Source organism: Kushneria phosphatilytica (genome assembly GCF_008247605.1).
GTDB lineage: Bacteria > Pseudomonadota > Gammaproteobacteria > Pseudomonadales > Halomonadaceae > Kushneria > Kushneria phosphatilytica.
Map to the genome: position 1 here is coordinate 1,615,883 of NZ_CP043420.1, position 23,771 is coordinate 1,639,653.

General features: G+C 57.9%; 26 protein-coding genes. 24 read left to right on the plus strand and 2 right to left on the minus strand.

The window, feature by feature from the left end; translation table 11 throughout:
• The first annotated feature begins 27 nt into the window (after window positions 1-27).
• On the plus strand, window positions 28-1,062 hold the full coding sequence (sppA, locus tag FY550_RS07365) for a signal peptide peptidase SppA (protein ID WP_070977337.1): 1,035 nt from the start codon (window positions 28-30) through the stop codon (window positions 1,060-1,062).
• Window positions 1,063-1,071: 9 nt separating this feature from the next.
• Here the strand turns inward: sppA and FY550_RS07370 are convergent, their stop codons facing one another.
• Window positions 1,072-1,662: a Maf family protein gene (locus FY550_RS07370; RefSeq protein ID WP_070977338.1), complete on the minus strand. Its 591-nt coding sequence runs from the start codon at window positions 1,660-1,662 to the stop codon at window positions 1,072-1,074.
• Window positions 1,663-1,823: 161 nt separating this feature from the next.
• Between FY550_RS07370 and FY550_RS07375 the strand changes: the two genes are divergently transcribed.
• The 16 genes from FY550_RS07375 to FY550_RS07450 all read left to right on the plus strand — a co-directional run bounded on the left by FY550_RS07375 (window position 1,824) and on the right by FY550_RS07450 (window position 15,844).
• Window positions 1,824-2,345: a YceD family protein gene (locus FY550_RS07375; RefSeq protein WP_070977339.1), complete on the plus strand. Its 522-nt coding sequence runs from the start codon at window positions 1,824-1,826 to the stop codon at window positions 2,343-2,345.
• Between the two features lie 33 nt (window positions 2,346-2,378).
• Window positions 2,379-2,555, plus strand: a complete 177-nt coding sequence (gene rpmF / locus FY550_RS07380) for a 50S ribosomal protein L32 (protein ID WP_070977340.1) — start codon at window positions 2,379-2,381, stop codon at window positions 2,553-2,555.
• A gap of 21 nt (window positions 2,556-2,576) precedes the next feature.
• Complete coding sequence (plsX, locus tag FY550_RS07385; RefSeq protein WP_149054452.1) at window positions 2,577-3,602, plus strand: phosphate acyltransferase PlsX; 1,026 nt, start codon at window positions 2,577-2,579, stop codon at window positions 3,600-3,602.
• A gap of 143 nt (window positions 3,603-3,745) precedes the next feature.
• Window positions 3,746-4,705, plus strand: a complete 960-nt coding sequence (fabD, locus tag FY550_RS07390) for an ACP S-malonyltransferase (RefSeq protein WP_070977342.1) — start codon at window positions 3,746-3,748, stop codon at window positions 4,703-4,705.
• 60 nt (window positions 4,706-4,765) lie between these two features.
• Window positions 4,766-5,509 (plus strand): 3-oxoacyl-ACP reductase FabG, encoded by a 744-nt coding sequence (fabG, locus tag FY550_RS07395; protein WP_070977343.1) that lies wholly within the window; start codon window positions 4,766-4,768, stop codon window positions 5,507-5,509.
• A gap of 97 nt (window positions 5,510-5,606) precedes the next feature.
• On the plus strand, window positions 5,607-5,840 hold the full coding sequence (gene acpP / locus FY550_RS07400) for an acyl carrier protein (RefSeq protein WP_019951639.1): 234 nt from the start codon (window positions 5,607-5,609) through the stop codon (window positions 5,838-5,840).
• A gap of 251 nt (window positions 5,841-6,091) precedes the next feature.
• Entirely contained in the window at window positions 6,092-7,330 is a 1,239-nt protein-coding gene (fabF, locus tag FY550_RS07405; protein ID WP_070977344.1) for a beta-ketoacyl-ACP synthase II, read from the plus strand.
• Window positions 7,331-7,342: 12 nt separating this feature from the next.
• Window positions 7,343-8,200: an aminodeoxychorismate lyase gene (gene pabC, locus FY550_RS07410; RefSeq protein ID WP_070977345.1), complete on the plus strand. Its 858-nt coding sequence runs from the start codon at window positions 7,343-7,345 to the stop codon at window positions 8,198-8,200.
• Between the two features lie 36 nt (window positions 8,201-8,236).
• Window positions 8,237-9,238, plus strand: a complete 1,002-nt coding sequence (mltG, locus tag FY550_RS07415; RefSeq protein WP_070977346.1) for an endolytic transglycosylase MltG — start codon at window positions 8,237-8,239, stop codon at window positions 9,236-9,238.
• A 14-nt stretch (window positions 9,239-9,252) separates the two neighbouring features.
• Window positions 9,253-9,897 (plus strand): dTMP kinase, encoded by a 645-nt coding sequence (tmk, locus tag FY550_RS07420; RefSeq protein WP_070977347.1) that lies wholly within the window; start codon window positions 9,253-9,255, stop codon window positions 9,895-9,897.
• Window positions 9,888-10,901: a DNA polymerase III subunit delta' gene (locus tag FY550_RS07425; RefSeq protein WP_070977348.1), complete on the plus strand. Its 1,014-nt coding sequence runs from the start codon at window positions 9,888-9,890 to the stop codon at window positions 10,899-10,901. Before tmk ends, FY550_RS07425 begins: the two co-directional genes overlap by 10 nt.
• 43 nt (window positions 10,902-10,944) lie before the next feature.
• Window positions 10,945-11,280 (plus strand): PilZ domain-containing protein, encoded by a 336-nt coding sequence (locus tag FY550_RS07430; RefSeq protein ID WP_070977871.1) that lies wholly within the window; start codon window positions 10,945-10,947, stop codon window positions 11,278-11,280.
• Between the two features lie 10 nt (window positions 11,281-11,290).
• Window positions 11,291-12,151, plus strand: coding sequence for a TatD family hydrolase (locus tag FY550_RS07435; RefSeq protein WP_070977349.1), 861 nt, complete (start codon window positions 11,291-11,293; stop codon window positions 12,149-12,151).
• A 17-nt stretch (window positions 12,152-12,168) separates the two neighbouring features.
• Window positions 12,169-12,765, plus strand: coding sequence for a DUF1285 domain-containing protein (locus FY550_RS07440; RefSeq protein WP_070977350.1), 597 nt, complete (start codon window positions 12,169-12,171; stop codon window positions 12,763-12,765).
• Entirely contained in the window at window positions 12,762-14,987 is a 2,226-nt protein-coding gene (locus FY550_RS07445) for an ATP-dependent helicase (RefSeq protein WP_267902460.1), read from the plus strand. Before FY550_RS07440 ends, FY550_RS07445 begins: the two co-directional genes overlap by 4 nt.
• 8 nt (window positions 14,988-14,995) lie before the next feature.
• Complete coding sequence (locus FY550_RS07450; RefSeq protein WP_070977351.1) at window positions 14,996-15,844, plus strand: sulfurtransferase; 849 nt, start codon at window positions 14,996-14,998, stop codon at window positions 15,842-15,844.
• A 4-nt stretch (window positions 15,845-15,848) separates the two neighbouring features.
• Here FY550_RS07450 and FY550_RS07455 read toward each other — a convergent pair whose 3' ends face one another.
• Window positions 15,849-17,534 carry an electron transfer flavoprotein-ubiquinone oxidoreductase gene (locus tag FY550_RS07455; protein WP_233350297.1) on the minus strand — a complete coding sequence of 562 codons (1,686 nt, stop codon included), beginning with the start codon at window positions 17,532-17,534 and terminating at the stop codon, window positions 15,849-15,851.
• A gap of 268 nt (window positions 17,535-17,802) precedes the next feature.
• Here FY550_RS07455 and FY550_RS07460 point away from each other — a divergent pair, with 268 nt between their 5' ends.
• The 7 genes from FY550_RS07460 to FY550_RS07490 all read left to right on the plus strand — a co-directional run bounded on the left by FY550_RS07460 (window position 17,803) and on the right by FY550_RS07490 (window position 23,771).
• Complete coding sequence (locus FY550_RS07460; protein ID WP_070977353.1) at window positions 17,803-18,552, plus strand: electron transfer flavoprotein subunit beta/FixA family protein; 750 nt, start codon at window positions 17,803-17,805, stop codon at window positions 18,550-18,552.
• Entirely contained in the window at window positions 18,552-19,511 is a 960-nt protein-coding gene (locus FY550_RS07465; protein ID WP_070977354.1) for an electron transfer flavoprotein subunit alpha/FixB family protein, read from the plus strand. The genes FY550_RS07460 and FY550_RS07465 overlap by 1 nt, the downstream gene beginning before the upstream one ends.
• 327 nt (window positions 19,512-19,838) lie before the next feature.
• Window positions 19,839-20,693 carry a DUF3450 domain-containing protein gene (locus FY550_RS07470; RefSeq protein WP_233350298.1) on the plus strand — a complete coding sequence of 285 codons (855 nt, stop codon included), beginning with the start codon at window positions 19,839-19,841 and terminating at the stop codon, window positions 20,691-20,693.
• Window positions 20,690-22,093 carry a MotA/TolQ/ExbB proton channel family protein gene (locus tag FY550_RS07475; protein WP_070977355.1) on the plus strand — a complete coding sequence of 468 codons (1,404 nt, stop codon included), beginning with the start codon at window positions 20,690-20,692 and terminating at the stop codon, window positions 22,091-22,093. The genes FY550_RS07470 and FY550_RS07475 overlap by 4 nt, the downstream gene beginning before the upstream one ends.
• Window positions 22,077-22,610: a MotA/TolQ/ExbB proton channel family protein gene (locus FY550_RS07480; protein ID WP_149054453.1), complete on the plus strand. Its 534-nt coding sequence runs from the start codon at window positions 22,077-22,079 to the stop codon at window positions 22,608-22,610. The genes FY550_RS07475 and FY550_RS07480 overlap by 17 nt, the downstream gene beginning before the upstream one ends.
• Window positions 22,603-23,007: an ExbD/TolR family protein gene (locus FY550_RS07485; protein ID WP_070977357.1), complete on the plus strand. Its 405-nt coding sequence runs from the start codon at window positions 22,603-22,605 to the stop codon at window positions 23,005-23,007. The genes FY550_RS07480 and FY550_RS07485 overlap by 8 nt, the downstream gene beginning before the upstream one ends.
• On the plus strand, window positions 23,007-23,771 hold the full coding sequence (locus FY550_RS07490) for an energy transducer TonB (protein WP_070977358.1): 765 nt from the start codon (window positions 23,007-23,009) through the stop codon (window positions 23,769-23,771). The genes FY550_RS07485 and FY550_RS07490 overlap by 1 nt, the downstream gene beginning before the upstream one ends.

Sequence of the window (23,771 nt, forward strand, 5' to 3'; positions counted from 1 at the left end):
GCGTTTGTAGAGAGCGAGGAACAAGGGATGAATGACAGATCGCGTTGGGATGAGTCATCGCAGGACGCGACGTCCGACTCGCAGTCAGAAGAAAGTGTCGAAATATTGCGTGAGCGCCAGCGTCTGGCGCAAATCGACATCATGGATCGCTGGATGAGCGAGACGCTCAAGGAGCAGCGGCGTACTCGGCGCTGGAAGATATTCTTTCGTCTGCTCTGGCTGACGTTGCTGCTGCTGTTGATTGGCGGGGCGGTGCTGGGTGTATTGCAGACAGAAGGTGAGGGAGCGGTTGCCGGCCGAGCCGCCGTGGTAGAGCTCAAGGGTGTGATTGACAGTGACTCGCAAGCCAGTGGCGATCGCATGATCGAAGGTATCCGGCAGGCCTGGCAGAGTCCTGCTGGCGCAGTTATCGTGCGAATAAACAGCCCGGGCGGTTCTCCCGTTCAGTCTCAACGCATATATAGTGAAATTCGGCGTCTTGAGCAGCAGGGCGACAAGCCGATAGTGGCGGTCATCGAGGATATTGGCGCCAGTGGGGCCTACTATGTGGCCTCGGCTGCTGACAATATTTATGCCGCTCCGGCCAGTCTGGTCGGTTCCATCGGAGTGATCTATTCCGGTTTCGGGCTGCAGGATGCCATCGCTAAACTGGGGGTGGAACGGCGGGTGTTTACGGCCGGCGACAACAAGGATTTTCTCGATCCTTTCCAGCCGATCAGTGACCATCAGCGCCAGTTCTGGCAGTCGGTGCTGGACCGTACTCATCAGCAATTCATTGCAGCGGTCAAGGCAGGGCGCGGTGATCGGTTGAAAACGGCTACGCCAGAGCTTTTCTCAGGGCTTGTATGGACAGGCGAGCGGGCGCAACAGATCGGATTGATCGATGGGCTGGCAAGTGTGGATGATGTCGCCGAGCAGCTTACAGGCAGCCGTCAAACGGTTGATTTTACGCCTGGGGTTGACCCCTTCGAACAATTGTCACGCCAGCTTGGGCAAGTGGCTGCACATTGGCTGGGGCTGGGCGAACTGGGTGGCTCGCCAGTACGCTATCAGACGCCCTGAGTCAGACGCTCAGGCGACGCCGGTCAATGGATCGAGGCCGGCGTCGCGCAGCATGTTGCAAAGAGCGATCATCGGCAGTCCGATCAATGCATTGGGGTCGCGGCCTTCAAGTCGTTCGAAAAGGGCAATACCCAGTCCCTCCATGCGAAAGCCTCCGGCGCTGTCAAATGGCTGATCACGAGCTACATAGTGGCAAATTTCTTCTTCGCTCAGGGTGCGAAAAAGCACATCGAAGGGTTCAACATGGGTATGGCACTGATTCGTGCGGGTATCGAGCAGGGCCAGACCTGTAAAAAAGTGGACACGCTGCCCGGAAAAGCGAAGCAGGCGCTCACGAGCGCACTCTGCGGTATGAGGTTTGCCCAGCAATTCGCCTTTGAACCAGGCGACCTGATCCGAGCCGATCACCAGATGAGCAGGAAATCGCTCGCGAAGGGCGCAAGCCTTGCTGCTTGCCAGCCGCTCGGCGAGGACCTCGGGCTGCTCGTCGGGGTGCGGCGTTTCATCGATATCAGGACTGGCATGCTCAAAGGGCAGGCCAAGATTGCTCAGTAACTGATGGCGCCAGCGAGAACCGGAGGCCAGAACGAGTGAAGGCATGAAAGGGATCCTGATAAAAATCGGTGATAGCTACTCTAGTCTTCTGCCCGGCCGGCGGCAAAGCTGCCTCTGACGATCGCGGTGAGAGCAGGCTTCAAGCCGGTAACCGCCGTGTCTGCAGTTTTGACACCACCCCTGACAATCCCTATTATTGCGCGCCTATGTCAACCACGAGATTGCCAAAAAGTGTCGAGCCCTGGCGTCTGGCAGCCAATGCCGAGCGACTGGAGGGCAGTTTGCCACTTGATGCCATGCCACGACTTGTCGAGGCGGTGGGCAGTCAGGAAGGTGACTGTCAGGTCGTGCTGGCGTTCGACATTGATCAACAGGGTCAGCGCCATATCGAAGGTCGATTGGCACTGCGGCTCATGATGCCCTGTCAGCGCTGCCTGCGCCCGATGCCAGTCGCACTGGAGAGTTCCTTTCTACTGGGGATGATCACCAGTGACGCGCTCGCCTCGGCTCTGCCGTCACGCTATGAACCGGTGATCGTGGAAGACGAGCAACTGGAACTCCTGCCCGTGGTCGAGGATGAGGTTCTCCTCACGCTGCCACAGGTGGTTTATCACGACGAGGCGGATTGTCCTGTTTCGCGTGACGCACTGCAAAGCGGTGAAGATTCCGAAGAAACGGTTGCTGATGATAATCCGTTCAGTGTGCTGCGCTCACTGAAGAATCAGTAATCATTCATTTGATGCCCTGACTGGAGACACCTCATGGCTGTCCAACAGAATCGTAAATCCCGTGCCAAACGTGGCATGCGTCGTGCTCATGATGCGCTGAGCAACCCGACCCTGGCGCAGGATCGTGAAACCGGCACGACGCATCGTCGCCATCATGTCGCTCCTGACGGCTACTATCGTGGTCGGCAGATTGTCGAAGTCGACGACTGATCAGGCTGCGACAAGACACTCGTGCGTCTGGCCATTGACGCAATGGGCGGGGACTTCGGTCCCCGCGCTACTGTCGGGGGGAGTGTCGAAGCGCTTCAGGCACTGCCTGATTTGCAAGTGCTGCTCTGCGGCGCCCGGGAGCAGCTTGAAGACCAGCTTGAGTCAATTTCCCGTGTTCAGGCTGGGGTCATTGATCGTATAACGATCATTGATGCGCCTGTATGCCTGCCCGATACGCTTTCACCCGCTCGTGCGTTACGCCTCCCTGCTGCCAGTAGTCTTCACGCTACCTTGCAGGCAGTAGCAGAGGGGCGGGCGGATGGCTGCGTCAGTGCTGGTGCCACTGGCGTACTGATGGCAATGGCGCGTCGGCAACTCGGCATGATTCCCGGGTTGTCTCGTCCTGCGATCAGTACTGCCATTCCGGCTCGTGGCTGTGGCCGCTGCTATCTGCTGGACCTGGGTGCAAATATCGATAGTCGACCAAGGCATCTATTGCAATTTGCTCGCATGGGTGCCGAAATGGCGCGCGCTGTTGATGGAGTGACTCGTCCACGCGTTGCATTATTGAATGTTGCTACCGAGCCGAATCGGGGCGAGCGCCGTGTTCGTGAAGCGGACGAATTGCTGCGACAGGAGACAAACGACCATTTTGATTATCATGGCTTTGTAGAGGGCGACGGACTCTTCAGCGGTGTTATTGATGTGGCTGTTTGTGATGGCATGGTGGGCAATGTGGCTCTCAAGAGTGGTGAGGCACTGATCGAGTTGCTGGTTGAACGTCTGAGTGCCTGTTTTCAGCATAGCTGGGCTTCGAGGATGGTCAGTGTGCTTGCTCGGCCGGCTCTATCGCGATTCCGGCGGGAGTTCGATCCTGTTCGCTATAATGGAGCCAGCCTGCTGGGTCTGAAAAAGACAGTAGTTAAAAGTCATGGTAGCGCCAGCATGGATGGTTTCGGTTGGGCGGTACGACGAGCGCACTGTGAAGTGGTCGGTGAATTGACCGGCAAGCTGGCAGCAGCTCTTGCGGCGGATAGGCATGCCTGAAGTGGAACCAGTGGCCGTTTTCGCCTGTACCGTGATCAACGATACAGACGAAAACGCACGCGGCGAGCGACGTCGTAACGAGCTTCCAGCATTGAGCTGGAAAAACTCCGACGCCTTCGACCAATGAATGTAAAGGTGATCCGATGACCGATTCCCTGGCCCTGGTCTTTCCCGGTCAGGGCTCTCAGCAGGTGGGGATGCTGCGAGAGCTGGCCGAGCGCTACAGCGTAGTAGGCACAACCTTCGAAGAGGCTTCCGAAGCGCTGGGTTATGACCTCTGGCACGTTGTCCAGGAAGGTCCGGCCGAGGCGCTTAATACCACCAGTTGTACCCAGCCGGCTCTGCTGGCTGCCAGTGTGGCAGTGTGGAGGATCTGGCAGGAACTGGAGGGGCCTCGTCCAAAAGCCATGGCGGGTCACAGCCTGGGGGAATACAGTGCCCTTGTATGTGCTGGTGCCATCAGTTTTGCCGAAGGCGTTCGACTGGTGCGCTTGCGGGGAGAAGCGATGCAGGCGGCTGTACCGGAAGGACAGGGTGCCATGGCCGCGATTCTGGGGCTCGAAGACGGTACTGTCGAACAAGCCTGCCGTGAAGCGGCCGAGGAGGCTGGTGCTAATGAAGTTGTGGCAGCAGTCAATTACAATGCTCCCGGTCAGGTGGTCATTGCTGGTCATCGTGGCGGCGTAGAGCGTGCGATAGCCCTTTGTCAGCAGGCTGGCGCGCGTCGTGCCATGCCACTACCTGTTTCGGTGCCGTCGCACTGTGCTCTCATGCAGCCAGCTGCCGAGCAGTTAAGAGAAGCCCTGGCCGGTATTGACATGCGCCCACCTCGTTATGAGGTCATACAGAATGTCGATGCCCGGGCACATGCAGAGACTGGAGAAATCGCCGAACGTCTGGTTGCTCAGCTGCATCAGCCGGTGCGCTGGACTTCCTGTGTGCAAGCGCTGGCGGACGATGGTGCTCGCGTATTCATAGAGTGTGGTCCTGGCAAGGTCCTGACAGGTCTCGGTAAGCGAATCGTCAGTGGCAGTCGCGGCTTATCTGTCAATGATCCCGAGAGTCTGACAGCAGCGCTCGAGCTGGCCCGAGAAACACCTTGAGGCCTATGGCCTGCCAGCCATGTTCAGGGGATGTGTTGTGGATAACAAGAGAGTGCAGGTATGACGGATGAAACACGTGTAGCGCTGGTTACCGGCGCTACACGCGGGATTGGCCGGGCAATAGCGCGTGAACTGGGTCGCCAGGGTCGCATTGTGGTGGGTACTGCCACCAGTGACAGTGGTGCCGAGCGCATTGAGGCTGATCTCGCGGAACAGGGTATTGAAGGCGCTGGAATGCGGCTCGATGTGACCGATAGTGATGCAGTGAACGAGCTGCTGTCGCGTGTGAATGAACGTTTTGGTGCACCCACCATATTGGTCAACAATGCCGGCATTACGCGTGATAATCTGCTGATGCGGATGAAGGATAATGAATGGGATGAAGTGCTCGACACCAATCTCAAATCAGTTTATCGAGTATCCAGGGCGAGCCTGCGTGGTATGACCAGAGCTCGTTTCGGGCGCATCGTGAATGTCAGCTCTGTGGTCGCAACGCTGGGTAATCTCGGCCAGACCAACTACGCTGCAGCCAAGGCAGGCATGGAAGGCTTTACGCGCTCATTGGCGCGAGAGCTGGCCTCGCGTAACATCACGGTCAATTCCGTGGCGCCCGGCTTTATAGCAACGGACATGACACGGGAGTTGCCGGAGGCTCAGCGTGACGCCCTGCTGGCACAGATCCCGCTGGCTCGACTCGGTGAACCCGAGGAAATCGCAGCGGCAGTCGGTTTTCTGACCAGCGACGCTGCCTCTTATGTCACCGGTGAAACGCTTCATGTCAACGGTGGCATGAATATGCGCTGACGCCCGCCTGACGTGCGGTTGCGTCGATCTATAGCGGTCTATAAACTACCCGGCAGTTTCGAGCTGGCGGATTTGCACAACCAGGAGTAGTAAGCCAATGAGTACCATCGAAGAGCGTGTGAAGAAGGTTGTAGCCGAGCGGTTGAACGTCAAGGAAGAAGAGATTCAGAACAGCTCTTCCTTCACTGAAGATCTCGGCGCCGACTCGCTCGACACCGTTGAACTGGTGATGGCACTTGAAGAGGAATTCGATACCGAAATTCCCGATGAGGAAGCCGAGAAGATCACGACCGTGCAGGAAGCGATCGATTATATTGTTGCCCACCAGTAATCCTGGTTGACGGTTCCCGCACCACTCGTGCATTGCAGGGCCGCCTTGTCGTCAGGCAAGGCGGCCCTGTCATTTTGAAGTGTTGAATCGTTGCCCGGCATTGGGATAACGACCGCAAGAGTACTATCGTTCCTTACGGTCCCCAATCGTCCCGATGCATCCGGCAATCGGTATAATGGAGTGATGCTCGCAACGTATGCCTTGAAAGGCTCGTTGTTGCTGCATCCATTTGGCTGTTTGGAGGAAGACCAATGCCTCGCAGAAGGGTTGTGGTAACCGGCATGGGTTTGATTACCCCGGTGGGTAATACCGTCGAGGAAAGCTGGAGTGCCATTACCGCAGGTCGCAGCGGAATCGGGCCAATCGAACATTTCGATGCCAGTGCCTTCAATACCCGATTCAGCGGGTCCATCAAGGGGTTCGATCCCGGGTTATATTTTAACCCCAAGGAGGCCCGCAAAATGGACCTCTTCATTCAGTATGGGATAGCCGCAGCAGCTCAGGCCATTGCCGAGGCGGGCATCGAATGTACCGAAGATAACGCTGAACGGATCGGTCTGGCGATCGGTTCGGGCATCGGTGGTCTACCGATGATCGAAACCAATCATAATGCGTTGCTCAAGGGTGGGCCACGCCGGGTTTCTCCCTTTTTCGTACCGGGGTCCATCATCAATATGATCTCGGGGAACCTGGCAATACAGTATGGGTTTCGCGGTCCCAATATCGCGATTACCACGGCTTGCACCTCAGGCACTCATAATATCGGTTACAGTGCACGTACCATCGCCTACGGCGATGCTGATGTCATGATCTGTGGTGGTGCCGAGATGGCAACTACCCCCCTGGGCGTGGGTGGTTTCTCTGCAGCCAGAGCACTCTCCACACGTAATGATGATCCGGCTGCTGCCAGTCGACCCTGGGATCGTGATCGTGATGGCTTTGTTCTTTCAGATGGGGCCGGTATTCTCGTACTCGAGGAGTATGAGCATGCGCGGGCACGAGGCGCGACCATCCATGCCGAGTTCCGCGGTTTTGGCATGAGCGACGATGCCCATCATATGACAGCGCCTCCTGAAAGCGGTACCGGGGCGGCGCTGGCGATGCGCAACGCCATTCGTGACGCTGGTATCGCGCCTGAGCAGATTGATTACATTAATGCTCATGGCACTTCAACATCAGCGGGAGATGTTGCCGAAAGCCGAGCGGTAGAGCAGGTCATGGGAGAAGCGTCCAGAGAGGTAGCAGTCAGTTCTACCAAGTCCATGATTGGCCATCTGCTGGGTGCCGCCGGTTCGGTCGAGGCTATATTTTCCATTCTGGCCCTGCGCGATCAGGTGGCACCGCCGACCATCAATCTTGATCATCCTGATGAGCGCTGTCAGCTCGATTATGTCCCGCACCATGCGCGTGAGATGAAAATCGATCATGTCCTGTCAAATTCTTTCGGGTTTGGCGGAACCAATGGGTCATTGGTTTTCTCGAAGCTGTAACGGAGAGCAGCCATGAATGCCCATGTGCATTCGGGCGGTGATGCCCCTGTTCCGTTTGATGACCGCGGGCTGGCTTACGGTGATGGGCTTTTCGAAACCGTATTGGTACGTGACGGGGCGCCTCTCCTCTGGGAGGCGCATCTGGCGCGCTTGCAGGCCGGTCTTGAGCGATTGGGTATTCCGACCCCAGGAAGAGAGATTTTCGATGCTCTTCCTGCCCACGGTGTCGGTTGTGGTCTGATGATTCTCAAGCTTCTGATGACTCGCGGTAGTGGTGGGCGTGGGTATCAGTTGCCTGAAAACATGCAGCCACGGCTTCGCTGGCGCATGACGCCCTTTACTCCACAAGCCGATCGCTGGCAAACCGGTGTTACTGTTCGCAGTTGCCACTGGCGCCTGCCCCGGCAGCGTGCTTTGGCAGGTCTCAAGCATCTCAATCGCCTCGACAATGTCATGGCTCGCCAGGAGTGGACAGACCCGGCGATTGCCGAAGGGCTCCTGTGTGACACTGAAGGGCTGTTGATCGAGGCTACTGCGATGAATCTGGCCTGGTTTGATCGTGAGCAGCGGTGTTGGATGACACCCCGTCTGCATCATTGTGGGGTGGCTGGTACGCTGCGTCAGGCATTGCTGGAGGCAGGCGTTCTCACGGAAATCGAGGCTTCTCCGGAAGCCCTGGCAAATGCAGAAGCCGGTTGTGTATTCAACAGTGTGCAAGGGGTCTGGCCAATTGAGCAATGGGTGTCGGAGCAGCAGAGCGATACGCCACCCCTGCGACGTACCTGGCATTTGGAAGAACAGCCGGTACGCGAAGCAGTAAAGCGATTGCAGGTGCCAGCGCATGCTTTGTTGGGCTATCCCGTGCAGTAACACCATTCTTTGAATTCCGGGTCGGGGACGTTGTGAATGCGCTGGTGGAAAGGGTTGCTGACGGGCGTTGTATTGATCGCTCTCATCGTGGCGGGTAGTTATGGCTACTGGCGCTATCGAATGCAGGCGCCAATAGCACTTGATCATTCGCTGATCTTTGAAGTGAGTCCAGGTAGCGGCGCTCGACAGGTCATTGATCGATTGGCCGAGCAGGGTGTCATCAGGTATCGCTGGCCCTATCAGGTACTTGCCATTCTGGAACCTCGGCATGTACGCCAGCTGCGTGCCGGAGAATTTCAACTGCAACCCGGCATGAATGGCTGGCAGCTACTGGCGAAGCTTTCAAGCAACGATATCGTGACTTATGAGTTGACCATTCCGGAAGGATGGACCCTCGATCGAATGCGTCAGCGTATTGATCAGGCGCCGAAGCTGACCCATGAAACCCGTGGCATGAACGATGAGGCGCTGATGAAAGCACTGGGCCATGGGGATCAGAAGGGAGAGGGACGATTCTTTCCTTCCACTTACCGCTATCACAAGGGCACTTCGGATCTCGATATTTATCAGCGGGCCTATGCGCGAATGAAGAAAGAGCTTGAGCAGGCCTGGGCCAGGCGCAGTGATGATTTGCCGCTGGATACGCCTTATCAGGCACTGATTCTGGCTTCTCTGATCGAACGCGAAACAGGTGCACCTGAAGAGCGCCCCCGGATTGCCGGCGTTTTCGTTCGTCGCCTGGAGCGCGGGATGCGTCTGCAAACCGATCCCAGTGTCATTTATGGGCTTGGCAAGGCCTATGACGGTTCGCTGTCACGTGCAGATCTGGAAAAGGCGACAGCCTACAATACCTATGTCATCAATGGTCTGCCGCCAACGCCGATTGCCCTGCCGGGCAGGGCTTCGCTACGCGCAGCAGTGAACCCGGCCAGCGGGGATAGCCTCTATTTTGTGGCAAAGGGAAATGGGCAACATCACTTTTCGGCCACGCTCAGGGAGCATAATGCTGCCGTGCAACGCTATATCCTGAATAAATGATAAAGGATGCCGGCATGAGCAATGCAATCGGGCGTTTTATCACTCTTGAAGGCAGTGAGGGTGTCGGCAAGAGCACCAATGTGGCGATGGTGCGCGATTTCCTGCAGGCAAAAGGGTACGAAGTGATCACGACCCGGGAGCCTGGGGGAACAGCGCGTGCCGAGGCAATGCGAGAACTGTTGCTGAATCCGAATGAATCGGAAGTACTGGATGATCTCAGTGAGTTGCTGCTTGTATTCGCCGCTCGCGCCCAGCATCTGGCTCGGATCATCAAGCCGGCGCTGGCGCGTGGTGCCTGGGTAGTCTGCGATCGTTTCACCGATGCGACATTCGCTTACCAGGGTGCGGGCCGAGGTGGTAATCGCGAGCATATAGAGCAGCTCGAACGACTGGTGCACCAGGAGGTGCAGCCTGATCTGACCCTGTTGCTGGATATGCCGGTCTCGTCAGCGCGCCAGCGCCTCCAGGCACGTGGCTTGCCCCCGGATCGTTTTGAGCAGGAAGAAGGTGGTTTCTTTGAACGGGTACGACAGGGCTATCGGCAAAGAGCCGATCAGGCACCCGAGCGTTTTGCCATTATTGATGCCTCGGCGCCACTGGAAGAGGTTCAGGCCGGTATCCGTCAGGTACTGGAGGAGCGGTTGGCGCAATGGCGGTAGCGGAAGCGGATTCTCCTGTTAGTGGTCCAGCACCCTGGCCCTGGCAGCAGACGCTCTGGCAGCATTATCTGCGTCTGGCTCGTGCCGGGCGTATGCCCCACGCATTGATGCTGTCAGGGCCGGCCGGTATTGGCAAGGAGCGTTTTGCCGAGGCGCTATTGGCGCGACAACTCTGTCATGCGCCTGCAGATCTGGCATGTGGACATTGTCATGCCTGTCGTATGCGTCAGGCGGGTCACCACCCTGATCTGCTTGGTATTGCTCCGGCTGAGAGTGGCAAGCAGATTCGCATCGACAGCATTCGTGATATCAACCACTTTGTTTCCCAGACCGCCCAGCAGGGAGGTTATCGGGTCATTCGTATTGCCCCGGCGGAGAGTATGACGGTCTCGGCCTCCAATGCGCTGCTCAAGAGCCTGGAAGAACCCGGTGAACGTACTCTTTTTCTGCTGCTGTGTGATATCCCGTCACGTGCATTACCCACCATCCGCAGTCGTTGTCAGCAATGGCCATTTCCACTGCCGGACAAGTCGCAATGTCTTCCCTGGCTCAGAGAAGAGTTGGGAGAACAGGAAGATGCCGATTTCTGGCTGCGGGTAGCGGGCAATCAGCCGCTATTGGCACGTTCGCTGGCCGGAGGAGAGAGTCGTGAGTTGCGTCAGTTGTTGCGTGATATCTTCGAGGCACTGGTGCGCGGCGCCGATCCTGTCAGCGAAGCGGCGCGACTGGAGCGCCAGCCGCTGGTAACCATCCTGTGGTACGGTATCGAATGGCTGGAAGACCTGGTCAGGTTCGGGCTTTCCGGGAATGCCGATCATGTGCGCAACGAGGATCTGATGCCGCTCTATCGCCAGGCCGTCAAGAATGGCCGGGTCAGGGATTGGTTCAAGCTGCTTGACTACGTGCGAGAGCAGCGTCGACTGCTGATCTCGGGCGGCAATCCCAATGACCGGCTGGTTCTGGAAGCCTGGCTGATTCGCTGGTCGGCATTGCTACGCTCCTGAGCACCGATGCGTGATCGGACTGCTTGAGCGCAAGGAGAACATCATGTCGCCTCACAAGGCGTTGTCACTGATTTTCGATGATCTGGATACCCTTCATGCGGCCTGGATGCCGCAATTTGAACAGGGGGGTATTTTCGTGCCGACCGCTGAGCGCTATGCGCTGGGCGATCGCATCTATCTTCTGCTGCGATTACCTGATGAAACCGAACGCACGCCGGTCTCGGGCGTAGTCGCCTGGGTTTCGCCGCCCGGCGTCTCAGGCAGGCGAACAGCCGGCATTGGTGTTCATTTCGATGTTGCCGAGCACGCGCTGCGTCTGCGTATCGAACGACTGCTTGATGGGCTCGGAACACCTTCGCGTTCCGGTTATACATTTTGAGTAACGGATCATGTCCGCAGAAATATCCGAAACACTTTCCTCCGAAATTGGCCTGGTGGATTCTCATTGTCACCTGGATCGACTGATTATTGGTGAGCATGAGACTCGTGAGCAACACCTTGATGAGGTGTTGTGCATGGCACGCCGACAGGGAGTGCGCCGTTGCCTGGCGATGGCTACCGACTGGTCGGGTTTACCGTGGCTGGTATCGATGGCGCGGCGCCATGAAGAAATCGTGTATGCCGGAGGTGTTCATCCGCTGGTTGCGGCAGATCGAGAGATGACGCTTGAAGAGATCGAAGCAGCCATCGAGCGCTTTGATCCGGTAGCCATTGGCGAGATCGGGCTCGATTTTCTGCCTGCTGAAGATACAGGGCAACCACGTGTCGATCGTGACCGTCAACTGGAACGTTTTGCCACTCATCTACAGGCTGCCAGACGCGCCGAACTGCCGGTCAGCATTCATACGCGTGGGGCTCGTGAAACAACGCTGGAAATGATTGCACGCTATAGCGATCCCGAGGTCGGTGGGGTACTGCACTGTTTCACCGAAGATCTCGACATGGCGCGTCAAGCCATCGGGCTGGGCTTTTATATCTCACTCTCTGGCATAGTGACCTTCGCACGTGCCGAGTCGGTGCGTGAGCTGGCGCGTTATATTCCACTCGATCGGTTGTTGATCGAGACTGATAGCCCCTGGCTTGCCCCCGTCCCGCATCGGGGCCAGCCCAACCAGCCCGGTCATGTGATCGAGGTGGCGCGTACCATTGCCGAGGTGCGTGGTATCAGCCTGGATGAGGTGGCCATGCAGACCACGTCCAATTTTTATCGACTGTTTCGTCAGGCCGTACCGGAGTCTGTTGACAGCTGAGCAAGCGGGGAGATGGCATGTCTACACCCTTTCCCTTCGGGACCCGAATTGCAACGCTGGCCGATGATGACAATCGTTTGCCACCATTGATGGATTGGCAGCCGCCTCTGTGTGGCGATATCGATATGCGTATCGATCGCCGGGGCGAATGGTGGCATGAGGGGCGACATGTTGCTCATCCGCGCGTAATGCGTCAGCTGTCACGCCTGTTGCGCCGTGAGGCGGACGGCATGTATTACCTGGTGACGCCAGTCGAGAAATGGCGGATACAGGTTGAAGACCAACCCTTCATCATCATTGATGCTCATCGAGAACTCGATGAGCATGGCGGGCCCGCATGGTGGCTGATGACCAACGCAGGTGACCGACTGATGCTCGGTAATCAACATCGTCTGGAGAGTGACAGTGAGGGCCGTCCTCCTGTCGTAGAGATCCGTTTTGGGCTGCAGGCGAGACTGGGTAACAGTGTTTTCATGGCGTTGATCGACTGCGGCGAAATTCGCTCGATCGATGCTTGCCATGAACTGGGTCTGGAGAGCAATGGCGTCTGGCAGCCATTGGGCAATCTGCCTCCGGATACAGCCGACATGCCGATTCAGGAATTTTCCGGGTGAGTGAACCAGGGGAATCGGTAGCAGAGCCTGAACTGACAAGGCAGCAGTATGCCGTGGTCCACCATGGTCAGGCACACGCTCGCGTTATGGCCGTAGCTGGGGCAGGCAAGACAGCTACCCTGGTGGCCAGGGTGTTATATCTGCTGAAGTCCGGCGTACCCGCCAGACGATTAATGGTGCTGATGTTCAATCGTGCGGCGCGCGAGGATTTCAGCCGACGGCTGCAGCGTTACGCTGACGCAGGCACCGAACTGCCCCAGGTCAGAACCTTTCACTCCATTGGCCACCGCCTGACGGCCACACTTACACGGTGGGGGGTGCTTGAGTCGAGACAATTGCTGGAGGCTGACTGGCAGCATGAACGCTTGCTCAAGCAGGCTCTGCAGCAGGTGCTCGAGGATGAGCCGGAGCAGTTGGAAACAGCGCTCGAAGCCGAACGGCTGGAAACACTTGCTCAGTTCTGTGATCTGGTCAAGGCAGAGTGTTGTGCACCCGAAAGACTTTACGAGCGGCTGGATTACGGCAGCGACACCGGCCATTTTCCGGCGGCCTGTCGAGCGGTCGAGCGCCTGCTGGAAGCGAATGGGCTGATGACGTATGCGGATCTGCTCTATAGACCGCTACGAGCATTACGCCGGGACAGAACATTACGAGAGCGGGTCGGTGGCTTTCTTGATCATGTCGTGGTCGATGAGTATCAGGACATCAACGAAGCTCAGCTGCAGTTGCTGTCAATACTGGCTGGTGATCATGCCAGTATCATGGCAGTGGGCGATGCCAATCAGTGCATTTATGAATGGCGAGGTGCCAGGCCAGACGCCATGGGTGAGCGCTTCGAAAAACTGTTCGGGAGTCCCCGGGACTATACGCTCAGTTTCACCTTCCGACATGGTCATGCCTTGGCCTTGTTGGCCAATCATGCCATTGACGCCAATCAGCGGCGTCCCGATCAATTGACGCTGGCGGCCCCTGACAATCCGAGCACTTGTATTGATCAGCTTACAGGCGTTCGAACGCTGATCGAGCGCATTCAGCGCTGGCTGGATAGCGGGCGACGTCTGGATGAGGTGGCCATTCTGGTCCGGAGCTGGACACTGACCGTGCCAGTACAGCTTCATTTTCTGCGTGAGGGGATTGCGTTCCGACTCGGGCGCGAGGATCGGTTCGTATTTCGGCTTCCGTTGGTTCGAGCACTGGCCGGTTTTCTCGAGTTGGCCATGGATGCATCGCTGTTGCATGATCCGGGTCATCTGCAGCTGCTTTTTGAACAGCCTACCACCTTTGTCGCACGTGAACGGCTTGAGCGACTCTGCCAGCATCTGGCGGCTCAACAGCAGTGGCCTGACAGGCATTCGCCGTTGCTGAGTGGCCTGCGTCCTGTCCAGCGACGCAATCTCAAAAAGCGCTGGACACTTTTGTGCGATCTGCCTTCGTTGTCAGCCTGGTCGCCGGCTCGTTTGTTGTCTCATGTGGTCGATACCCTGGATGCCGAAAAGCTGTTGCGCCGTGCAGCCGCCCGTCGGGACAAGGGGGAAGAGGATATACGGCTGCTGGATGTACTGATTGAGCAGGCCGGTGAGCTGGCGGATGATCCTGCGGCCTTCATCGCGCTGTTGAAAAATCCGGTCGAGGTAGCCGAAGAAGGGGTGCTGCTTTCCACGGTTCATGGTGCCAAGGGACTTGAATGGCCCATGGTGGCTTTGTGGGGCCTCAACGAAGAAGATTTTCCGGCCTACAGTCGCGAGTCGCCGCTCAGTGATACGGCGCTGGAGGAGGAGCGGCGGCTGTTTTATGTGGGTGTCACTCGGGCTCGGGAGACCCTGTTGCTGTGTCAGGATGGCGGGCAACGGCAGGTCAGCCGTTTTATGGGTGAAACCGAATGGTCGGACTGTGTACGTGTTGATCGACAATTGATGTCAACAGGTGACGAGCTCCTGGAAGTTGCTCGACCGGCCCTGGTACAGCGTTATCTGAGTGCCATTGGTAGTTCATTACCGGTGACCGAGATGACGGCTCGTGCGCCAGCAACTGGTGCTGTCGCCACCAGCCGGGCCGAATGGCAACCTGGCGAACGTATTCGACATGCCGTGTTCGGTGAAGGTGCCATTGAAAGCGTGGAAGGCGAACGGGAGCGTTGTATTCTGGAAGTCAGTTTCAATCATGCGGGCCGTCGTCGATTGGTGGCGGCCCGGGCACCCATAGAACGCGTTGCCAACGAGTAAGGATTCTCATGACAGCTCTTATCGATATTTCCACGCTGGCACTCTGGCAGCGTGATGAGCAACCGCTGGTGGTTCTTGATTGCCGCGCGCGTCTGGATGATGCCGAAGCAGGGCGACAGATGTGGCTGACAGGACATTTGCCGGGAGCACTGCATGCTGACATGGATCGGGATCTGTCGGCGCCTCGGGAAAATGGCAGTGGTGGACGCCATCCGTTGCCATCTCCACAGCAATGGCAGGAGACGCTCCAGCGCTGGGGGATCAGTCCAGCAGTACGGGTCGTGGTCTACGATGATGCTGGCGGACAACTGGCGGCTGCGCGCGCCTGGTGGATGCTGCGATGGGCAGGGCACGAGAATGCTCATGTGCTCAATGGTGGCATTCAGGTTTGGGAAGCCGATGGTGGTCGGCTGGAAAGTGGGGAAACAGCCCTGCCCGAGCCGAGCAACTGGCAGCCGGTGTTCAATCACGGGATGATTGCTTCGGCTGACGAGGTGGCCAGGGGCGATGCCCTGCTGCTCGATGCCCGGCCGGCTGTTCGTTATCGTGGTGACAATGAGCCGATCGACCCAGTGGCCGGGCACATTCCGGGGGCCCGCAATCTGCCGGGGGCATCAATGCTGGATGATAATCGCTGTTTTATCGACAGTGATGAGTTGGAACAGCTGTTGCCAGCGACCGGCCAGCAGAGTATTGCCTACTGCGGCTCGGGTATCAGTGCCTGTCTGATCATTCTGGCTCACGCAGCACTCGGAAGACCGTTGCCAAAACTCTATCCCGGCTCATGGAGTGAATGGAGTCGGGACCCGAGTCGGCCGGTGGCCACCGAGCAACCGAGCCGGCGCCCGGATGCCTGATTGACTACATGCGCGGATAGTTGGGGCCGCCACCTCCTTCCGGGGGGGTCCACACAATATTCTGTGACGGATCCTTGATGTCACAGGTCTTGCAGTGAATGCAGTTCTGGAAGTTGATCCTGAAGTGGGGTGTGCCCTGTTCATCCTCAATGATCTCGTAGACGCCGACCGGGCAGTAACGCTGAGCCGGTTCGGCGTAACGAGGCAGATTGGTCTCGATCGGAATGCGGTCGTCCTTCAGGCGCAAATGGCTTGGCTGGTCCTCGTCATGATTTGTGTTGCTGAGATACACCGAATTTGTCTTGTCGAAAGAAAGCCGGTTATCCGGTCGAGGATACTCGATGCGTTCATGTCGGTCGGCCGTTTCCATGGCTTCATGATCCCGGGTTCGATCATGCAGCAGCAGTAATCTTCCGCCCAGCTTCTGATCCAGCCAGTTCCATGCCCCGCCCATCGTTTCACCAAAGCGGTGAAGTGCTGGTCCGAAATTTCGGTTGCGACGCAGTTCATCTCCCAGCCAGCTCTGCTCGAATCGCTGACTGAAGTCAGCCAGTGTATCCGGTGTCTCCTCCTGCTGGAGCGCTTCCATGACGCTATCAGCAGCCAGAAGGCCGGATTTCATGGCGGTATGCAGCCCCTTGATGCGTGAAAAATCAAGTGTCCCGGCTTCGCAACCGATCAGTAGGCCGCCGGGGAATGTCATGCGTGGCAGACTGTTGTAACCGCCCTTGGTAATCGAGCGGGCGCCGAATCCGATACGCTGCCCCCCCTCGAGATGGGCCGCGATAGATGGATGATGCTTGAGCTGCTGAAACTCGTGAAAGGGAGAGAGCCAGGGATTGGCGTAATTGAGATCGACGATCAGCCCAACCATGACCTGACGGTCGGGTCCGTGATAGAGGAAGGAACCTCCCTGGGCCTTGCCTGTCAGTGGCCAGCCAATACCGTGCACCACCAGGCCGGGTTGATGTTGTTCGGCGGGGACTTCCCAGAGCTCCTTGAAGCCGATGGCATAATGCTGCGGATCGCTGTCGCGTGCGAGATCGAAGTGCTCGATCAGTTGCTTGCCAAGGTGCCCCCTGGAACCTTCGGCAAACAGGGTATAACGAGCGTAGAGTGCCATGCCCGGCATGAAGGTAGCCCGCGGCTGGCCATCGTGTCCGACCCCCATGTCTCCAGTGATAACGCCGGCAATACCTCCTTTTTCATCGAACAGTAGCGATTGGGCAGGAAAACCGGGGAAGATATCGACTCCAAGCGCCTCGGCGCGCTCACCAAGCCAGCGTACGAGTTCACCGGCACTGATAATGTAATTACCCCTGTTGTGCATCGAGGGTGGAATGAGCGCATCCGGCAGACGTTGCCCACGCTCGCCATCGAATCGGTAAAATTCATCCCGTTCAACGGGAGTGTGCAGTGGGGCGCCAAGGGTTTGCCAGTCCGGGAAGAGCTCATTCAGGGCGCGTGGATCGAAAACGGCACCGGAGAGAATGTGAGCGCCGATTTCCGCTCCTTTTTCGAGTACACAGACAGAGAGAGGGGTGCCACTGGATTCGGCCTGCTGCATCAAACGGCAGGCAGCGGAGAGACCAGCGACGCCGGCGCCCACGATAATAACGTCAAAATTCATGGTATCCCGCTGTTCAAGCGGGGTGTCGATTCGTGTGTGCTCGAAATCCGCAGCAGTCATGGGAAACCGGTTCATCTCCGCAGGTCAAAGGATGAAAGAAGGGCCGCGCCGATCAGTATTCAACGGCATGTTACACTGCCGGGCAGTATAGCCGCATGGGCGGTCATGGCAGTGCCTCTTCGATTGTGCCATTTTTTGCTGCCGGCAACATATTGCCCATGGGGTCATTCCGGCGTGGTCGGGCTGTGTCCGATTGGCTATCGGCTTGCTGCCTGTCACCGGGCTTTTGAGCGTTGCCCCCGTCAGGTTCATTAACCATGAGGATGTCATGAAAGTACTCGTCGCGGTAAAACGCGTCATTGATTACAACGTCAGAGTGCGGATCAGCGAAGATCACTCCGACGTTGATCTGGCGCATGCCAAAATGGCCATGAATCCATTCTGCGAGATCGCCCTGGAAGAAGCTGTGCGTCTCAAGGAGCAGGGCATTGCCAGTGAGGTGGTGGCTGTCTCCATTGGTCCGAAAAGTGCACAGGAGCAGTTGCGTGCTGCCATGGCGCTGGGTGCGGATCGGGCGCTTCATCTGGAGCACGAGACAGCGCTTGATTCACTGCATGTAGCGAAACTGCTGGCGAAGCTGGCCGAGGAAGAGCAGCCGGGCCTGGTGCTGCTGGGTAAACAGTCGATTGATTCCGATAATAATCAGACTGCGCAGATGCTGGCAGCACTGATGGGTACGGGGCAGGCCACTTATGCCTCTGAAGTACGTATCGAAGGGGAGTCGGTGACCGTGACCCGCGAGATTGACGGGGGACTGCAGACACTGGCGTTGCAGCTGCCAGCCGTTATCAGTGCCGATCTGCGCCTCAACGAACCTCGTTTTGCTCGCCTGCCGGATATCATGAAGGCAAAAAAACGTCCGATCGAATCGCGTGAGGCCAGCTCTCTGGGAATCGATCTGACGCCGAGAGTACGGACCCTGCACGTTGACTATCCAGCCGAACGTCAGCCGGGTGTCCGGGTTGCCAGCGTCGATGAGTTGGTGGATCGTCTCAAAAATGAAGCTGGAGTGCTCTGATGAGTAGTGAACAGACTGTCCGTACTCTGGTCGTGGCCGAACAGGGTAACGGTGAACTGGATGCTGCCACTGCACGGATCGTATCGGCGGCCGTCGAGTTGGGCGGTGAGGTTGATGTGCTGGTGGTGGGCAGTGGCGCCGGCCGTGCTGCTGAAACTGCCGCCAGACTGGACGGTGTGCAGCGAGTACACTGCTGTGAAGCCGCTCATTATGATCATGGGCTGGCCGAAAACACGGCAGCACTGATTGCAGGCATGACTGAGTCATACACCCATCTGTTGGCTGCAGCGAGTACTACCGGTCGCAACATCATGCCGCGTGTGGCTGCACTGAGCGACGTGGCTCAGCTTTCCGAGGTGGTTGCCATTCAGTCGCCGGATACCTTTGTACGCCCCATTTATGCCGGTAGTGTACTGGCTACAGTACAGAGCGATGATGCGCTGCGGGTACTGACCATTCGACCGACTGCCTTCGATGCAGTGGGTGAGCAGGAGGCCGCGCCCATTGAATTGCTTCCGGCCGGTGTAGATACCGGGCTGGCAAGCTTTGTCGACGAGCAGCTGGTCAGCGGAGAACGTCCGGAACTCTCTTCGGCGCGAGTAGTGATCTCCGGAGGTCGAGGGCTCGGCAGCGGTGACAACTTCCGCCTCATCGAGGCCGTTGCTGATCGTCTCGGTGCTGCCATCGGCGCTTCGCGCGCAGCTGTAGATGCAGGCTATGTTCCCAACGACATGCAGGTGGGTCAGACCGGCAAGATGGTTGCACCGGAGCTCTATATTGCAGTCGGCATTTCCGGCTCCATTCAGCATCTGGCCGGGATGAAGGATTCACGGGTGATTGTCGCCATCAATCATGATGATGAGGCGCCGATCTTCCAGGTGGCCGACTATGGACTGGTGGCCGATCTGTTCGAAACTCTGCCTGAGCTGGCCGACAAGCTGCCTCAGCGCTTGACATGATGTACTGCTGCCGCGTCTCCGGGTGAGTCGCGGCATGTATACTTACTTTTTCCGGGGCGCCTTGATCAGGCATGACTCATGCCGGGGTCGGCTTTTCCTTCTTCTTTCACATCAATGATATGCCAGCGCCAATGGTGATCAACAACAATTGATAATTGTTCTTGTTTGTATTACCGTGCAAGCAGTTTCAGAGGTGCTGGTTACCCGGATCTGATCCGACGCACGGCCTTGCTCTCCATGGCGTCTCAATGCTGCCCATCCATGGTTCCGGATTTTCGGCGCAGGCTCCCCTGAAATCAGAGTTTGGCTGCTTTCCAGGAGAACCGAGTGAGGTTATTACCGATCGATTCCGCCAGGAGACGACTGGCAAAACTTCGTCTGACCACAGCCCTTGCGCTGGCTGCCGTCATTATTCCCGCCCATGCCGATGATCCGGTGCTTGATGCGACCCAGACACATCAGCAGCGGCAGCAGGCTCTGCAGCAGAAGATCGATAATGCCGACGATGCGACAAGGCAACTGTTGCGTGAATGGCAGGATGCGCGCGAGTCGGCCGAACGTATCGAGCAGTACAACCAGACGGTTGGTCCAATGCTGGATCAGCAACAGCAGCGCATTGAACAGCAACAGCAAGCCCTGGCGTCGATGGATAAAACCCGAGAGGCGCTACCTGCCACTCTGCATCAGATGGTGGATCGGCTGCGTGAGATGGTACAGGCCGATATTCCATTTCATCGCGCCGAACGCCTGGCTCGGCTCGATGCACTTGATCGTATGCTCGAACAAGCCTCGATGGCGCAGGCAGACAAGCTCAAGCGTGTACTTTCGACCTGGCAACAGGAGCTGGACTATGGCACTGACATTGAAGCCTGGCGTGGATCGCTCTTCAAACATCCGGATACCGAAGTACAGTATCTGCGGCTGGGGCGTGTAGGCTGGTATTACCTGAGTCTGGATGGTAACCAGGGCGGCGTCTGGCAGGCAAAAAGCGGCCAGTGGCAGCCGCTCAAGGGTAATGCACTGGAAGAGATCCGGCGCGGTATAAGGATTGCCAATGATCAGCGCAGTCCCGAGTTGTTGTCACTACCGCTGTCAGTTGAGCTTTCCGATGCCGATAGTGAAACCAATGGCAATGATTCGAACACTTCGTCACACGATAGCACCCAGGGGAGCGATTCATGAGCGGGCGTGACTGGCGTCATTTCACCCTGACGCTGTTGACGATGGCTATCGGTGTGTTGATGGCAAAAACGGGCTGGGCGGCGCCGTCGCTTGATCAGGTGGTGCAGCAATATCAGCAACAGGCGCAGGCTGCCGAGCAGCGCGATAGTGAACGCCTCTCGAAGCTGCTGGACAATCGTGAAGAGCTCCATCAGGCCGTACAGCAGGCGCAACAGCGCCTGCAACAGGCGCAGCAACAACAGCAACAGCTCCAGAAACGTCGTCAGCAACAACAACAGGCACTCCAGCAGATTGCCGAGCAACGCCGTTCCAGCGGCGGCGATCTTTCTCCGGTCTTCGATGTCCTGCGTCAGCAGGTTGGTCAGACACGAGATGATCTCGGGAACAGCTGGCTGACACTCGGTCGGGCCGAGCGTCTACCGCAGGCGATCGAAGAAGATGCCATTCCTTCGTTGAGCGATCTGCAGGCCTATACCAACCACATGGCGTCACTGATTGCTGCCAGCGGTAGCGTGGCCCGTTCGATGCAACCGGTCGCCGGACATGACGGCGCAGTGAAAAATCGCGGCGTCATCCGAGTCGGGGGGATTGATGCCTTCACCTCCTCCGACCTGTTGCAGCCGCCAGAGCAGGGGCAGACCCTGACCGTAGCTGAACGCACGCCATCATCTGCAGCCGATCAGCTGGCTGGATTTGCCAAAAATGGCCAGGGCCAGGTGGTCATTGATCCTGCCCATGGCGATGTCATCAAGGCGTTGGCACAGCAGCCGACGCTGCTGGAGCGCCTCGCTCAGGGCGGTGTGATCGGCTATATCACTCTGACTGTCGGCGTACTGGGCGTGCTGGCAGCGCTGATTCAACTGGTTTATCTACTGATTATCGGCAGTCGTTTGCATCGCCAGATACGAAATACCGAAGTCCTGCACGAAGACAATCCGCTTGGGCGTGTACTGAATCGTTTTCGCAATATTCGACGCTATCACGATCCCGAAGTGCTTGAGGCACGTCTGGATGAAATGCTGCTGGCCGAACAGCCCCGCCTGGAACGTGGTCAGGCACTGATCAAGGTGATGGCAGCGATCGCTCCACTGATGGGGTTGCTGGGTACGGTTACCGGCATGATTGGGACCTTTCAGTCCATTACTGTCTTTGGCAGCGGCGATCCCAGGGTCATGGCAGGTGGTATCAGCCAAGCGCTGGTTACTACGGTAGTCGGGCTGATTGTGGCTATCCCGCTGCTTTTCGCCCATACCGCTCTGTCCAGTCGCAGTCGCAGGTTGATGAACCTAGTCGAAGGTCGTGCCAGTGCCGCCCTGGCAGAGTATCTCGACCACCAGGAGCAATCGCTGACGGCCGATGTCCGCAAGCATCGCGAGAGGGCTCATGGATCGGATCATTGAACCCATCACTCGGTTGGTCGAGGCTGGTGGGCCAGTGCTGGTCGCCATTGCATTGACCGCGATGGTGATGTTCGCCCTGGGTATTGAACGGCTTCTTTACTGGCAGCGGCGATACCGCAATCGGCGTCGGGCGCTGATCGAGCGCTGGCAGGCGCGGCATGATCATGTCAGTTGGAGTGCTCGCACGCTGCGGGAATACTGGTGTCAGGAGCTGCTCACCTCACTGCGCAGTTCACTGCCCTGGCTGAAACTGCTGGTAGCGATATGCCCGCTACTGGGGTTATTGGGCACGGTGACCGGCATGATTCAGGTTTTTGACGCGCTCTCGCTGACCGGTCTCGGCCAGGCGCGCAGCATGTCCGATGGTGTGGCGAGGGCTACCCTGCCGACACTGGCCGGTATGGCGGTGGCTGTGGTGGGCCTGCTGTTCACCAGCCGCTTCGAGTTTCTGGTACGACGAGAGGATCAGCGTCTGCACGACCGGCTCGCCCGTGCCGTGGAGGATCGTCATGCGTAGACGCCGCAGATTACAGGAAGAAGAGGCTGGCATCGATCTTACCCCGATGCTTGATGTGGTCTTCATCATGCTGATCTTCTTTATTGTGACCACCAGTTTCGTCAAGGAGAGCGGCGTCGATATCCAGCGTCCCCAGGCGAGCTCTGCCAGTGCCCGACCGGATGCCCAGGTCATGGTGGCGATTACTCCTGAGGGAGCCATCTGGGTCAATGGGGAAGCAGTGGACGCCGACCGGGTGGGTGAGGCTGTGAGCCATGCCATGGCAGACAGTAGTGGCAGTGTTGTTATTCAGGCCGACCGTCAGTCCCGGACCGGGCTCTTGATTCGCACCATGGATCGCATTCGCCAGGCTGGCGTCGATAATATTGCCGTGGCTGCCTCTCAGGGGGATAGTTGATGCGGCGGCTCGTCGCACTGTTTGGAGGCCTGCTGCTGGCGCTGGCGCTATTTCTGGGGTTGGCGCTGCTGGTGGCGCCTCCGGAAGCGCCCTTGACGCCACCGGAGACACTATCGGTATCGATGGTCGAAGCACCACAAACGGCTGCACCACAACGCAGTGAACATTCCTCTTCTGCTGCCAATGCCTCGGCGCCCCCACCGCCACCGCCGGCCGCGCCGCCTCGGCCCGCGGCTGCCCCTCAGCCGGCACCCGATGTACAGAGCGATATTGCCCTGAAGCAGACATCGTTACCGGAAACAACTCCCGAGGCCTCGGTCGATGATACGTTGCCGCAGCTCGATGTGCGCCAGTCGAAGCCGCAACCCCAGCCGCAGCGCAAGACGCCACCGCAGTCAGAGCCTTCGAGACAGCAGGCTGCATCCGGGCAGAGTGCCGAGAGCACCCGGCAGGAACGTTCATCGCAGAGCAGTCAGTCCAGTGCGGCCGAGCGTCAGGCACCGATGGCCTCACCTCAGCCTACGCATCAGGTGCGGCCCGAATACCCCATGCGTGCCCGTCGGCGAGGGCAGGAGGGGTATGTGGTATTGCAGTTTTTGATACAGCCCAATGGCCATGTCGATGCCGATTCAATCCGGGTGGTTGATTCAAAACCTGGTGATGTATTTGTCGATTCGGCACGCCGAGCCGTGGTGCAGTCGACCTATCAGGCGCAGGATCAGCCAGTGCGTACGCGGCAGAAGCTGGTCTTCAGGCTGCAGTGA

Excerpts from the sequence above, each read along its gene's own strand:
- sppA (WP_070977337.1), top strand. The coding sequence starts at position 28 with ATGAATGACAGATCGCGTTGGGATGAGTCATCGCAGGACGCGACGTCC.
- FY550_RS07440 (WP_070977350.1), top strand. The coding sequence starts at position 12,169 with ATGTCTACACCCTTTCCCTTCGGGACCCGAATTGCAACGCTGGCCGAT.
- fabF (WP_070977344.1), top strand. The coding sequence starts at position 6,092 with ATGCCTCGCAGAAGGGTTGTGGTAACCGGCATGGGTTTGATTACCCCG.
- FY550_RS07460 (WP_070977353.1), top strand. The coding sequence starts at position 17,803 with ATGAAAGTACTCGTCGCGGTAAAACGCGTCATTGATTACAACGTCAGA.
- FY550_RS07370 (WP_070977338.1), bottom strand. The coding sequence starts at position 1,662 with ATGCCTTCACTCGTTCTGGCCTCCGGTTCTCGCTGGCGCCATCAGTTA.
- FY550_RS07480 (WP_149054453.1), top strand. The coding sequence starts at position 22,077 with ATGGATCGGATCATTGAACCCATCACTCGGTTGGTCGAGGCTGGTGGG.
- FY550_RS07485 (WP_070977357.1), top strand. The coding sequence starts at position 22,603 with ATGCGTAGACGCCGCAGATTACAGGAAGAAGAGGCTGGCATCGATCTT.
- FY550_RS07435 (WP_070977349.1), top strand. The coding sequence starts at position 11,291 with ATGTCCGCAGAAATATCCGAAACACTTTCCTCCGAAATTGGCCTGGTG.
- fabG (WP_070977343.1), top strand. The coding sequence starts at position 4,766 with ATGACGGATGAAACACGTGTAGCGCTGGTTACCGGCGCTACACGCGGG.
- FY550_RS07450 (WP_070977351.1), top strand. The coding sequence starts at position 14,996 with ATGACAGCTCTTATCGATATTTCCACGCTGGCACTCTGGCAGCGTGAT.
- pabC (WP_070977345.1), top strand. The coding sequence starts at position 7,343 with ATGAATGCCCATGTGCATTCGGGCGGTGATGCCCCTGTTCCGTTTGAT.
- rpmF (WP_070977340.1), top strand. The coding sequence starts at position 2,379 with ATGGCTGTCCAACAGAATCGTAAATCCCGTGCCAAACGTGGCATGCGT.
- FY550_RS07425 (WP_070977348.1), top strand. The coding sequence starts at position 9,888 with ATGGCGGTAGCGGAAGCGGATTCTCCTGTTAGTGGTCCAGCACCCTGG.
- FY550_RS07430 (WP_070977871.1), top strand. The coding sequence starts at position 10,945 with ATGTCGCCTCACAAGGCGTTGTCACTGATTTTCGATGATCTGGATACC.
- acpP (WP_019951639.1), top strand. The coding sequence starts at position 5,607 with ATGAGTACCATCGAAGAGCGTGTGAAGAAGGTTGTAGCCGAGCGGTTG.
- mltG (WP_070977346.1), top strand. The coding sequence starts at position 8,237 with ATGCGCTGGTGGAAAGGGTTGCTGACGGGCGTTGTATTGATCGCTCTC.
- FY550_RS07375 (WP_070977339.1), top strand. The coding sequence starts at position 1,824 with ATGTCAACCACGAGATTGCCAAAAAGTGTCGAGCCCTGGCGTCTGGCA.
- FY550_RS07475 (WP_070977355.1), top strand. The coding sequence starts at position 20,690 with ATGAGCGGGCGTGACTGGCGTCATTTCACCCTGACGCTGTTGACGATG.
- tmk (WP_070977347.1), top strand. The coding sequence starts at position 9,253 with ATGAGCAATGCAATCGGGCGTTTTATCACTCTTGAAGGCAGTGAGGGT.
- FY550_RS07490 (WP_070977358.1), top strand. The coding sequence starts at position 23,007 with ATGCGGCGGCTCGTCGCACTGTTTGGAGGCCTGCTGCTGGCGCTGGCG.
- FY550_RS07455 (WP_233350297.1), bottom strand. The coding sequence starts at position 17,534 with ATGACTGCTGCGGATTTCGAGCACACACGAATCGACACCCCGCTTGAA.
- FY550_RS07465 (WP_070977354.1), top strand. The coding sequence starts at position 18,552 with ATGAGTAGTGAACAGACTGTCCGTACTCTGGTCGTGGCCGAACAGGGT.
- fabD (WP_070977342.1), top strand. The coding sequence starts at position 3,746 with ATGACCGATTCCCTGGCCCTGGTCTTTCCCGGTCAGGGCTCTCAGCAG.